The sequence below is a fragment of the Okeania sp. SIO2F4 genome, from assembly GCF_010672385.1.
Classification (GTDB): Bacteria; Cyanobacteriota; Cyanobacteriia; order Cyanobacteriales; family Microcoleaceae; genus Trichodesmium.
The window spans coordinates 3,283-16,773 of sequence record NZ_JAAHGT010000102.1 but is presented as its reverse complement, the minus strand read 5'-3'; the positions used below and the strand labels follow the sequence as shown (position 1 = coordinate 16,773).

Here is a 13,491-nt window from a genome sequence, read left to right as displayed (position 1 = left end):
TGGTTTATAGTATTGTGTAGGTTGGGTTGACGGAGGAAACCCAACAAAAATCAACGGTGGTGGTATAGCCATAATGGTAAAGCAAGTCGATAAGCTTTCTGTTGGGTTGCGCTGTCGCTTAACCCAACCTACGATCTACTACAAAATGATGCAGAAAATTATCAAATCAATTCTACTCCCAATATTCGCCGTATTCGCCGCCTTATTAACAGGAGCAGCTCTAATGCTCTTAGCAAAAACCAATCCTGTAACTGCCTATACTGCTCTATTCCAAGAATCTCTAACAACCTACTTTGGTTTCAGCGACACCCTCAGCAAAACCACCCCACTATTACTCGCAAGTTTAGGAATATTAATAGCATTACGAGCAGGTTTATTTAATCTCGGTGGGGAAGGGCAAATTTATATGGGTGCTTTAGGTAGTGTTGTCGCCGGACTATATTTACCTAACTTCCCAATATGGATACATTTACCCCTAGCATTGACAGGAGGTTTTCTTCTCGGAGCAATTTGGGGAGCGATCGCTGGTTATCTCAAAGTCGCCCGTGGTTTAAATGAGGTGCTGACTACTTTACTACTAAATTACATCGCTCAAAATTTTGTCAATTACATGGTAAACGAACCACTGATCGCCCCCGACGCTCCTAGTCCGTACACTCCCCTCATTGCCGAGTCAGCACGTTTACCGATAATTTTGCCCAGAACTCAAGCTCACGCCGGAATTTTATTAGGGTTAGCTATTGCCATAATTTTAGCCGTCGTGTTGTCGTTGACTACCTTCGGTTATCAAGTGGATGCCGTCGGACAAAACTCTACCGCAGCTCGTTACGGTGGAATTTCTGTTAACCAGACTATTCTGGCAGTCATGGGTTTATCCGGTGGTTTGGCAGGTTTAGCAGGAAGCGCAGAAGTATTAGGAGCAAAATATCGACTGTTTGAAAACTTTTCTCCTGGTTATGGTTTTGACGCGATCGCTATTGCATTATTAAGTCGAGGCAACCCACTAGCAGTAATTTTAACATCCCTATTTTTTGGCGTTCTCAGGAGTGGAGCGAACGTAATGCAACGTAGTGCAGGAGTTTCCATAACTATTGTTTATGCTATTCAAGGTTTGACAATGTTGTTTTTAGCAATAAGTTTGGCATTTGAAGAGCATTCAGCACTCAGCACTCAGAAGTAGGTAAATTTCATCAATTAAGACCTCTCCCCCAACCCCTCTCCTGCTTTTGAGAGGGGGGAAACACCTCCTTCCCTGGTAGGGAAGGGGGTTGGGGGGTTAGGTTGGCGCGGATTCATCACTCAAAACAGGAATATGAACTTATCCAAATTGTTTTTAGCAATAAGTCTAGCGTTTGAAGAGCAAAGAAAAAGATTTAATTTTCAAATTAAAAGTAGTTCAGTTAAATAGTTTTACACTTATTAAACTTTCCTCTTAGAAACTTTTTTTAAACTTAGAAAAACCTCTCTCCAAACCTCTCTCCTACAAGGAGAGAGGCTTTTAAACCCCCCTTCCCTACAAGGGAAGGGGGCAGGGGGGTTAGGTTGGCGCGGATTCATCGGTTCTATGCAGTAAGTTGGGTTGACAAAGGAAACCCAACAAAAAGTTATAATTGTTGGGTTATATTTTAGTAGACCGACACAACTAAAATAGTCCGTTACGACAGATTCTTAAATGTCTTTCATATAGAATCCGGTTAAACAGTTGTCATTGCGACGACAGGAAGCAATCTCGCCTCACCCCTGAGATTGCTTCCTTCCACTCTGTTCCAGTCGGAATGACTACAATAACTAATTATCCGAATTTGATATCACAGTCTAAATTTTAACTATCTAACGCACCCTAAAATAATAAATTTCCGAAACTAATGCTATACTTTTTCAAGACTTCAGTTGTTAAGAAATAAATAAGCAAGAATAATGTTGTTAACGATTATAGACCAAGCACAAAGATATATTATACCTAATTTCCCTGTTCACTACTCCCTACTCCCTACTCCCTACTCCCTATTATCTGATTATTTATCTGCCACAATCAGACTTTCTGTTCCTCTAGCTTTTGCCGCTTTAGGTGGAATATTTTCCGAACGTTCCGGCGTTCTAAATATTGCTTTAGAAGGAATGTTATTAACAGGAGCTTTTGTCAGTGCTGCTGTTTCTATTACTACTGAAAATGTCTACTTTGGAACCTTAATCGCTATTTTAGCTGGAGGAATTGTAGGCTTAATTCATGCCTATCTTTGTGTCAATTTAAAAGTCAATCAAATAGTCTCAAGTCTGGCAATAAATTTAGCAGCATCAGGATTAACAGCTTATGGAGCTAGAGTATTATTCGACAGTGGCACAATTGCTCTACCAGGTATTGAAACTATCAATATTTTCGGATTAAAAGACTTACCAATTTTAGGAATATTTTTCAATCAAGACCTATTATTTTATTTACTTTTACTATTCATTCCTGTTTCTACTTATATCATATTTAATACCAGTTGGGGTTTAGCCTTAAGAGCAGTTGGCGAATATCCTCAAGCAGCAGCAACAGCCGGAATATCTGTTAGTTTTGTGCGTTATTTGAGTGTAGGTTTTAGTGGTTGCTTGGCAAGTTTAGGAGGAGTTTATTTAGCATTAGTTCATGTTAAATTTTTCACCGAAGGCATGAGTAGTGGAAAAGGTTTTATTGCCTTAGCAGCCATAATATTTGGTAGATGGCATCCAGTTTATACCGTTTTAGCTTGTTTATTATTTGGCGCAACAGAAGCTTTGCAATTGAGAGTTCAAGCTTTTAATCTCAATATTCCCTATCAATTTTTAGAGATGTTACCTTATGTTATTGCTCTATTTGCTTTAATTGGTTTAGCAGGTAAATCTACCCCTCCTGCTGCTTTAGGAAAAGTGTATTTAAAAGATAATAAAAATTAGGAGGTGTAGTCGGGAATAAAGAATATATATTGATACCAAATCCGGTTTAAAAAGACCAGTTTTTATAAACTAGGAAAACCCTGTAGAGACCTTGCATGCAAGGTCTCTACAGGGCGGGATATAACGGGTATATCTATACCGGATTTGGTATGAGGAGTTTATGAATTGATAATTGATAATGAATAATGGATAATTACCTCGATTAAAACCGTAAAGGAATTGAATATAAGTAAATCATAATTTATTTTTTTATCATTAAAATGAGAGGCTTTAAACCCAATTGATTAATTATCAATTATCCATTGGTAGGGACGTTCTATGGAACGCCCCTACAGGGTTTTTTAAGTTATAAAGCAACAGGTCTATGAAACTTCTGTTTTAACAACCATTCGCATATTTCCTGGTGGCGCCATAGTTAAGCCCCTCCGAACAGGTTTAATTGGTCGATTAGAAACTAACTTAAGTTCGTACTGTGATAAAATAGTCGCCAGTACCAATTTCATTTCAAATAAAGCAAAAGCTGAACCTATACAACGACGACTCCCTCCTCCAAATGGTAAATATTCATAAGGTGAAAATTGTCTTTCGAGAAAACGTTCTGGTTTAAATTGTTTAGGTTCTGGATAAATATCTTCCCGGTGATGAGTCAGATAAATAGACACCATTGCCACCGTTCCCGGTTCCAATTGATAACCCATAATTTCTATAGGTTTCTTAACAATTCTAGGAACAGCACCGAGCGCAATGGGATAAATGCGTAGAGTTTCTTGGCAAACAGCACTGAGATAAGGAAGTTTAGTAATGGCAACTTTGTCTGAGTTATCCGGAAGAGTTGCTAATTCTGCCCTTATTTTTTCCCGCACTGATGGGATTTTGTCAATCCAATATAACGCCCATGCTAAAGCTGACGCCGTAGTTTCGTGACCGGCAAAAAGCATTGTCAGCAGTTCATCCTTAATTTCTTCATCACTCATGGGATGACCTGCTTCATCACGCGCTTCTAGTAATAAACTAAGAATATCATCAGTATGATTTCCCTCTTTCTTTGCAGTTTCAATTTCTGCCAATATTAGTTCGTGGAGTTCTTGCCTTTTCCGCAAAAATCTCCCCCAAGGACTCCAAGGTCCCCAGTCTTTGCGGAAGACATTAAAAAACAGAAAAATAGAACTAATGGGAGAACTCATAGAGTCGAGAACATCAGACATCAGAAGTCTAAGTTTTTCATAACGTTGTCCTTGATTTAAACCAAATACAGCACCCAGAATTACTTTGAGAGATATTTCTTGGGTTGACCTGCGGATCGGAAAAGGTTTATCTATTTGCCACTGACTAATGACATCAGAACTAATGTTATAGATTAAGTTTCCATAGTTACGCATCCGATCGCCATGAAAAGGTGGCATTAATAGTTTTCTTTGCCTTTGGTGGCGATCGCCATCTTGGAAGAGTAGAGAGTTTTTGCCCACAAAATATTGCAAAATACTACTACGACCTCCTAAACCAAAAGTATCAGGGTGAGCAGTAAAAATTTGTTGAATGGCTTTAGGGTTACAGAAGTAGATGAAAGGGAACAAAGAATTCGTATTTGTTCTAAAAACATCTCCATATTTAGAGTATCCCTCTTCTATGGTAGATAAGGGACTAAAAATAAATTTCCAAGTCCGGAGTCTTCTTTGTAAAGGTGACAGGGCTGGGCCATTAGGTAATGTCATTTCAGTTATCAGTTATCAGTTATCAATTATCAGTTCCTCCAGTTTAATTAGGAGGCAAGAAAATCCATTTTATTTTTTATCCCCTTAAAAGGGCAGACTATTGACCTTATTTTTTGGTCATATTATAGTTTTTGTGATCTATCTCAGACTATATTTTATCTATAATATTTTCTCTATTCGATGGCCAAAAAATACCCAAATTCTACCATCAATTCTGTAAAAATGATTAAAATTAAATATTTATATTCTCGAAAACCTTTGATAGTTATATACTTTAATTCTGCCTAGATTAGTAAACGGATATAATTCAATTGGCTAGTCTCACTTCATTCCAAAGTTTCCTATAAAATAACTCCTGTGTGGCAAAGCTAATCAGTCTAACCACCTTTCTACTGAAATAAAATTGATGACAGTAAAATTTAAGGAGCGCTAATGAATCAACCCATCAACCCCACTGCTGAAAATCAAATTCGGGTAGAAGACGATCGCACAGGTATGAGTGTTACTACTCTAAGACGTGCACTAGCGGATAACCTGTTTTATTTGCAAGGGACTTATGAGTCAATGGCAAAACAGGATGATTTCTACCGAGCTCTGGCTTATACTATACGGGATCGCTTACTCCAACGGTTTCTTTCTACAATTCGTACCTACAATGAGAAAGATGTTAAAGTAGTATACTACTTATCAGCAGAATTTCTCATGGGTCGTCACCTAGGTAATAGTTTGATTAATCTAGGCATATATGAAGAAATTCGTCAAGCAGTTAGCCAATCTGGACTTAACTTGGATGAACTACTAGAACAAGAAGATGATCCAGGTTTAGGAAATGGGGGTTTGGGTAGGTTAGCAGCTTGTTTTTTAGACTCTCTAGCTACCCTGGAAATTCCTGCGATGGGTCATGGTATTCGCTATGAGTTTGGCATTTTCACCCAAACTGTACAAGATGGATGGCAAGCTGAAATTCCTGATAAGTGGCTGCGCTTTGGCAACCCCTGGGAAATAGCTCGTCCAGCAGAACAGGTAGAAGTTAAGTTTGGTGGCACTACAGAAGCATATCGTGATGACAAAGGTCATTATCGGGTAACATGGGTTCCGGGCGAAACTGTCATTGGTATCCCTTATGATACTCCTGTTCCTGGGTATAAAGTGAATACAGTTAATCCACTACGTCTGTGGCGTGCAGAAGCTAGTGTAGATTTTAAGTTTGAAGAGTTCAATTCTGGAAACTACGATGGTGCAGTAGCGGAAAAAATGAGTTCCGAGACGATTTCCAAAGTTCTCTATCCTAATGACAACACTCCCCAAGGTAAGGAACTCCGACTCAAACAGCAATATTTCTTCGTTTCCTGTGCCTTACAAGATATAATCCGCAGGCATTTGTCTAACCACCAAAACTTAGATAACTTAAGCGATAAAACAGCAATTCAGTTAAATGATACTCACCCTGCTGTTGCTATTGCGGAAATGATGCGGTTGTTCATTGATGAGTATGATATGGACTGGGAGCGTGCATGGCATATTACTCAAAATACTTTTGCCTATACTAACCATACCTTGTTACCAGAAGCGTTAGAACGTTGGGTAATTAGTTTGTTTGGTAGTCTGCTACCTCGCCACTTAGAGATTATCTATGAAATTAATCACCGCTTTATAGAGCAAGTAAAAACTTGGTATCCCAAAGATAAGGAATTAATCTCTCGTGTATCTATAATTGAGGAAACACCAGAAAAATCAGTTCGGATGGCAAATTTGGCGACTGTGGGTAGTCATGCGGTGAATGGGGTAGCAGCTCTACACACAGAATTGCTGAAAAAAGGTGTACTCAAAGATTTCTACAAACTTTTCCCAGAAAAGTTCCTCAATAAAACTAATGGAGTAACTCCCCGTCGTTGGATTTTATTGAGTAATCCTAAACTTTCTGCGTTATTTTCTGAGAAATTAGGAGATAGTTGGTTGCGAGATTTAGATAAACTAAGGCAACTAGAAAAATATGTTGATGATGTAGAATTTTGTAACCGTTGGCAACAAATTAAGCAGGAGAATAAAGCTAACCTGGCAGAGTACATTTTAAAGCATAATCGGATTGAAGTGGATACTAATTCTCTGTTTGATATTCAAGTCAAACGTATCCATGAGTATAAACGTCAACATTTGGATTTATTCCACATCATTACTCTTTACAACCGGATTAAGCAAAATCCTAGTATTGATATTCAACCTCGCACATTCATTTTTGGTGGCAAGGCAGCTCCTGGTTACTATATGGCTAAGTTAATTATTAAGTTGACTAATGCTGTTGCTGATGTAGTTAATGAGGACCCTGATGTGCGTGGTCGCCTGAAAGTAGTTTTCTTGGCTAACTTTAATGCTTCATTAGGTCAGTTAATTTATCCTGCTGCCGATTTATCAGAGCAAATTTCTACTGCTGGCAAAGAAGCATCGGGAACTGGTAATATGAAGTTTGCCATGAATGGAGCGATGACTATTGGTACTCTTGACGGAGCTAATATTGAGATTCGTGAAGAGGTGGGAGCGGAGAATTTCTTCCTATTTGGTCTAACTGCTGAAGAAGTTTTCGATTTGAAGGCTAAGGGTTATAAACCTTTGGATTACTATAATACAAATCCAGAGTTAAAGGCTGTAATCGATCGGATTGCTAGTGGTCGGTTTAGCAAAGGCAATCCTAATCTATTTAAGCCTCTGATTGATTCTCTACTGTACAATGACCAATATATGCTATTAGCTGACTATCAGGCTTATATTGAATGTCAGGAAAAGGTTAGTCAAGCTTTCCAAGACAAAGAAAAATGGACAAAAATGTCTATTTATAATTCTGTTCGGATGGGTAAATTTTCTTCCGATCGGACAATTATGGAATATGCGAAAGAGATTTGGGGAGCAACACCTGTGAAGATTAATCAAGAAACGTATACTCAAGATAATGCTGGTTTGAAGGTAGATAATTAATTGCTCTAATTTTTAATCTTGAGCCATCAAGTATCAAAAATGATGTGATTTGAGTTAATGTGATGAAGAGACGTTCCTGGTAACGTCTCTTTATTTACAGCGGTTTTCATTTCAGTAGACCACAGTAGGGGCGAATGGCCATTCGCCCCTACAGGGTTTTGATTATGACGATGTGGTTTATCAATCAGCAAAAGCGCTGTATACCAATACTACAGGATTTGATATTATCCAGCAAGTGGAAAGTTCTGGTGTAGGGTCTCTGTCGGTAGAGTCAGAGGGAATAGGTTTTTCAACCCTACTCCCTATTTTCTATTCCTTACTCCCTATTCCCTGATTAGACGATTAAGGAATCACTCAGAGTAGTGAACCGAGTTGCTATTTGCTCTGAGGTTGCAGATAAATTTTCTAAAGTGACTAAAAGTTGATCGTTCAAGAAAATTGAAATGTTACTATCAACAGTCTCAACAGTTAAACTTTGTTCATTGATATTTAATCCATTAGCTAATACAAGGAAGTCTTGATTAATATCGAAGTCAGTAATAACATCTAGTCCTTGGTCAAAGTTGAGCAGGAAGCGATCGCTACCACTACCTCCAGAGAGAGTATCATCACCTTCCCCTCCATACAAGAAATCGTCACCTGCTTCTCCTAAAAGAGAGTCGTTTCCTGACGTTCCAAACAAGGTATCATTATCGGCACCACCTAACAAAGTATCATTACCTTCCTCTCCATACAATGTATCCTGACCTTGATTACCAAACATTAGGTCGTCTCCTATACCACCAAATAACTGGTCTTGCTGACCTTCCGTCCCTAATGGTGCTACAAGTTCGGGGTTGTCACCATACATGGTATCATTGCCTTCACAACCACATAGGGTATCATTACCTTGATCCCCAAACATCAGGTCGTCCCCTAACCGACCATACATCAAGTCATCATCTTTACCACCTCGTGCAGTATCATCACCTTCACCACTAATGATAGTGTCATTAGCATAGTTACCACTGAGGAAATCATTTCCGGCACCACCATCAATGTAGTCTTCTCCTGATACATCACCATCAACAACACTATTGTTGCCTCCAAAAATACTGTCATCTCCTTCTTCACCTAAAAGAGTATCGTCTCCTTCGTCGCCAAACATTAAATCATTATCTTTACCACCATAAATGAAATCGTTTTCTTTACCTCCGTGCATTAAATCATCTCCACGACTGCCTTGCATGACATCGTTACCGCGACCGCCATAAACAGAATCTACTCCGATTTCCTCTTCTGATGAACTTGAGCTAGGGTCGGCAACAATTTGGTCATCACCATTTTCACCCAGAAGTAGGTCGTTACCTTCCTGTCCGAACATAATGTCATCACCTTTACCACCATGGATACTATCATCATCCTTACCGCCCATGAGCATATCGTTGTAACGGTTACCATTGAGGTAATCATTCCCCCTGCCACCGTTCATAAAATCGCTGCCTGTGGAGTCTTTGTCGTTACCACCAGGAGTACCACCCCATAAGAAATCGTTACCTCGATCGCCTAATAGGGTATCGCTGCCGATATCACCATATATCAGATCGTCATCCTTACCTCCACGACCTGTATCGTCACCTTTTCCAGCGTAGATCTCATCATTTTGTTCTTTACCATTAACAAAGTCAGATTCACGCTTAGCAAAAATTGAGTCATTTCCCAGACCACCAAACATGGTGTCACTATCTTCAGAACCTTCCATAATATCGTCGCCTTCCAAACCATCAATAGCAATACCAGTTCGATTTAGGTTACTACTTTGAATAACTTCCCCGTCTTCTGTACCGAAGAAAAACTCTTCAAATTGATTGGAATTAAGAACTAGAGAAGGTACAACAGGTAAATCTACAAGTTCTATAGTTGGAGGTGGAGGACAAGAATGGTCATCATCTATTGGCTCTGGGGTAGGTTCTGGAGTAGGCTCTGGAGTAGGCTCTGGAGTAGGTTCTGGAGTAGGTTCTGGAGTAGGTTCTGGAGTAGGCTCTGGAGTAGGCTCTGGAGTAGGTTCTGGAGTAGGTTCTGGAGTAGGTTCTGGAGTAGGTTCTGGAGTAGGTTCTGGGGTAGGTTCTGGGGTAGGTTCTGGGGTAGGTTCTGGGGTAGGTTCTGGAGTAGGTTCTGGAGTAGGTTCTGGAGTAGGTTCTGGAGTAGGTTCTGGGGTAGGTTCTGGGGTAGGTTCTGGGGTAGGTTCTGGGGTAGGTTCTGGGGTAGGTTCTGGGGTAGAGGCTACATCTACAGAAATGTCAGCGGGTGCTAAGGGGTTGCCGTCTGGGTCTTGTGCTTCATAAGAAATTGTAGTTGTACCCTCGAAACCATCAACGGGGGTGAAGGTAACGTTGCCATCATTGTCTACGGTAAATGTGCCTTCTCCAGGGACTGTGATGTTTGGCTGTATTCCTGGTGTGCTGAGGTCGAGGTCGATGGTAGCCTGGTCGATGCCACGATCGTTGTCGGTGATGCTGAATGTGACTGGGGTGTTGGTGGTGGTGCTGGCTGTGTCATCTGTTAATACTGGTATGGGAGTCACATCTACAGAAATGTCAGCGGGTGCTAAGGGGTTGCCGTCTGGGTCTTGTGCTTCATAAGAAATTGTAGTTGTACCCTCGAAACCATCAACGGGGGTGAAGGTAACGTTGCCATCATTGTCTAGGGTAAATGTGCCTTCACCGGGGACTGTGATGTTTGGCTGTATTCCTGGTGTGCTGAGGTCGAGGTCGATGGTAGCCTGGTCGATGCCACGATCGTTGTCGGTGATGCTGAATGTGACTGGGGTGTTGGTGGTGGTGCTGGCTGTGTCATCTGTTAATACTGGTATGGGAGTCACATCTACAGTAATATTAGCTTCGTTGGATACTGCTCCCAAGTTATCTTGAATAGTATATGTAATGGGAGTGGTTGTGCCAGTAAATTCGGCTTCTGGGGTAAAGGTAATATTTCCGGCATCATCTACTGTATAAGTGCCTTCTCCTGCTATAGTTAGACTGGTGTCTCGTTCAACTGTAATTGGGTTAATGTCTACTGTGCTTGGGTCTATTGTACTGTCGGGGTCAGTATCATTATCTGTAATATTGAAGGTGACTGGTTGCCCTTGTTGTGTATTTTCACTGTTGTCTGTAGCTATAGGTGGTAAGTTGGTTACTGTAACTGTGATATTGGCACTGATTGACCTATTATTGTTTTCATCTGCTATTGTGTAGGGTATGGTTACTGCTCCGACAAAGTCGGTTTCGGGTGTGAAGGTGACATCCCCATTTTCGTCTACATTGAAAGTACCTTGAGTGGGAACTGTGAATGTAGGCTCGATTCCAGGGGTGCTTGGGTTTAAGTCTATTGTGGTTGGGTCTACAACTCCATCTGGGTCAATATCGTTGTTACTAATATTGAATGTTACTGGTTGGTTGACTGGGGTACTGTCATTGTCGTCTGTGGCTATGGGTGGGTTGTCTATGACTTCTACGGTAATGTTGCCTTGGTTGGTGAGGTTTCCTGTTGTATCTTCTACGGTGTAAGGAATGGTGACAATTCCTTGAAACCCTGGTGTGGGAGTAAATGTTAGTTCTCCATTCTCATCTACTGTAAAGTTTCCTTGGTCTACAGTTAGTGTTTGTTGAATTCCCGAGGTGCTGGGGTCGAGGTCGATGGTTGCTTGGTTGATCTGAGTTCCTTCATCGGGTATGTCGTTATCTGTGATGTTGAAACTGACTGGTGTATCAACTGTGGTACTGGCGTTGTCATCTGTGGCAAATGGTAGTTCTGTGGTAATAGAAACGTTGATATTGGCTATTTCTGATGTACTGCCATTATTGTCTGCGACTGTGTAGGGAATATTTACTTCTCCGACAAAACTATCAACGGGGGTGAAGGTGAGGTTTCCGTTATTATCTACGGTAAATGTGCCTTGAGTTGGTAGTGTTAATGTTTGTTGAAGTCCTGGTGTATTGAGGTCAATGTCGATGGTGCTGGGGTCGATGGTGCCGTCTATGTCGTTGTCGTTATCAGTGATATTGAATGTGACTGGTTGTCCTGGTTCAGTGCTGGCGCTGTCGTCGTTGGCTACAGGGGGGATGTTGACGACTTCGACAGCGATCTCGGCTTGGTTGGAGGTTTCGCCGTCGTTGTCTGCTACTGTGTAGGGGATGGTTACTTGTCCGATAAAACCTGGTTCGGGGGTGAAGGTGAGGTTTCCGTTATTATCTACGGTAAATGTGCCTTCTGGTACTGTGATGGTATTTTGATTTCCTGGTGTATTGGGGTCAATGTCGATGGTGTTGGGGTCGATGGTGCCGTCTATGTCGTTGTCGTTATCAGTGATGTTGAATGTGACTGCTTGACCGCTTAATGTTGTGCTGTTGTCATTGTTGGCAACGGGGGGTTGGTTTTCTGGCAGGTTTGGTATGACATCTACAGTAATATTAGCTTCGTTGGATACTGCTCCTAAGTTATCTTGAATAGTATATGTAATGGGAGTGGTTGTGCCAGTAAATTCGGCTTCTGGGGTTAAGGTAATATTTCCGCTATCATCTACTGTATAAGTGCCTTCTCCTGCTATAGTTAGACTGGTGTCTCGTTCAACTGTAATTGGGTTAATGTCTACTGTGCTTGGGTCTATTGTACTGTCGGGGTCAGTATCATTATCTGTAATATTGAAGGTGACTGGTTGCCCTTGTTGTGTATTTTCACTGTTGTCTGTAGCTATAGGTGGTAAGTTGGTTACTGTAACTGTGATATTGGCACTGATTGACCTATTATTGTTTTCATCTGCTATTGTGTAGGGTATGGTTACTGCTCCGACAAAGTCGGTTTCGGGTGTGAAGGTGACATCCCCATTTTCGTCTACATTGAAAGTACCTTGAGTGGGAACTGTGAATGTAGGCTCGATTCCAGGGGTGCTTGGGTTTAAGTCTATTGTGGTTGGGTCTACAACTCCATCTGGGTCAATATCGTTGTTACTAATATTGAATGTTACTGGTTGGTTGACTGGGGTACTGTCATTGTCGTCTGTGGCTATGGGTGGGTTGTCTATGACTTCTACGGTAATGTTGCCTTGGTTGGTGAGGTTTCCTGTTGTATCTTCTACGGTGTAAGGAATGGTGACAATTCCTTGAAACCCTGGTGTGGGAGTAAATGTTAGTTCTCCATTCTCATCTACTGTAAAGTTTCCTTGGTCTACAGTTAGTGTTTGTTGAATTCCCGAGGTGCTGGGGTCGAGGTCGATGGTTGCTTGGTTGATCTGAGTTCCTTCATCGGGTATGTCGTTATCTGTGATGTTGAAACTGACTGGTGTATCAACTGTGGTACTGGCGTTGTCATCTGTGGCAAATGGTAGTTCTGTGGTAATAGAAACGTTGATATTGGCTATTTCTGATGTACTGCCATTATTGTCTGCGACTGTGTAGGGAATATTTACTTCTCCGACAAAACTATCAACGGGGGTGAAGGTGAGGTTTCCGTTATTATCTACGGTAAATGTGCCTTGAGTTGGTAGTGTTAATGTTTGTTGAAGTCCTGGTGTATTGAGGTCAATGTCGATGGTGCTGGGGTCGATGGTGCCGTCTATGTCGTTGTCGTTATCAGTGATATTGAATGTGACTGGTTGTCCTGGTTCAGTGCTGGCGCTGTCGTCGTTGGCTACAGGGGGGATGTTGACGACTTCGACAGCGATCTCGGCTTGGTTGGAGGTTTCGCCGTCGTTGTCTGCTACTGTGTAGGGGATGGTTACTTGTCCGATAAAACCTGGTTCGGGGGTGAAGGTGAGGTTTCCGTTATTATCTACGGTAAATGTGCCTTCTGGTACTGTGATGGTATTTTGATTTCCTGGTGTATTGGGGTCAATGTCGATGGTGTTGGGGTCGATGGT

Annotated in this window: 5 protein-coding genes; 3 read left to right on the top strand and 2 right to left on the bottom strand. The window is 41.2% G+C overall.

Going from position 1 to position 13,491, the window contains the following annotated elements; genetic code table 11:
• The first annotated feature begins 73 nt into the window (after positions 1-73).
• A complete protein-coding gene (locus tag F6K22_RS09295; protein ID WP_293096228.1) occupies positions 74-1,180 on the top strand; it encodes an ABC transporter permease in 1,107 nt (368 codons plus the stop codon).
• A 737-nt stretch (positions 1,181-1,917) separates the two neighbouring features.
• Entirely contained in the window at positions 1,918-2,916 is a 999-nt protein-coding gene (locus tag F6K22_RS09290; protein WP_293096225.1) for an ABC transporter permease, read from the top strand.
• Between the two features lie 362 nt (positions 2,917-3,278).
• Here F6K22_RS09290 and F6K22_RS09285 read toward each other — a convergent pair whose 3' ends face one another.
• The gene (locus tag F6K22_RS09285; protein ID WP_293096222.1) at positions 3,279-4,628 is read right to left on the bottom strand and encodes a cytochrome P450; all 1,350 of its coding nucleotides are present in this window, start codon (positions 4,626-4,628) and stop codon (positions 3,279-3,281) included.
• A gap of 432 nt (positions 4,629-5,060) precedes the next feature.
• Here F6K22_RS09285 and F6K22_RS09280 point away from each other — a divergent pair, with 432 nt between their 5' ends.
• Positions 5,061-7,598 carry a glycogen/starch/alpha-glucan phosphorylase gene (locus F6K22_RS09280; RefSeq protein ID WP_293096219.1) on the top strand — a complete coding sequence of 846 codons (2,538 nt, stop codon included), beginning with the start codon at positions 5,061-5,063 and terminating at the stop codon, positions 7,596-7,598.
• A gap of 334 nt (positions 7,599-7,932) precedes the next feature.
• On the opposite strand, the gene F6K22_RS09275 is transcribed toward F6K22_RS09280, so the two are convergent.
• The coding region (locus tag F6K22_RS09275; RefSeq protein ID WP_293096216.1) for an Ig-like domain-containing protein at positions 7,933-13,491 on the bottom strand (5,559 nt) is incomplete at its 5' end.